This is a genomic window from Thermus sp. FJN-A (assembly GCF_054655095.1).
Genome location: NZ_BAAHSC010000007.1, coordinates 1 through 244 on the forward strand (window position 1 = coordinate 1; position 244 = coordinate 244).

1 pseudogene is annotated in these 244 nt (G+C 74.6%); it reads left to right on the forward strand.

The window, feature by feature from the left end:
• Positions 1-64: 64 nt before the first annotated feature.
• A pseudogene (locus tag ACYQ0J_RS00030) lies at positions 65-244 on the forward strand (tyrosine-type recombinase/integrase); the annotation flags it as partial.

The window sequence follows — 244 nt, forward strand, 5'->3', positions numbered from 1 at the left end:
CTTCGGGACAGCGGGGGCGGGGGCCCTCGAGGGCACTCCGGGCCCGCCCCCCGAAGGAGGTCCCATGAGCCAGCCTGACCCCCACGCCGAGCTCTTCGCCCGCTTCCGCCGGTACCTGGAGATGGAGGAGGGCCGCTCCCCCCGCACCGCCAAGGAGTACCTCATGGACGCGGGCCTCTTCGCCCGCTGGTTCCGGGAGCGCCACGGCAGGCCCCCCCGCTTTGAGGAGGTGGGGAGCCAGCAC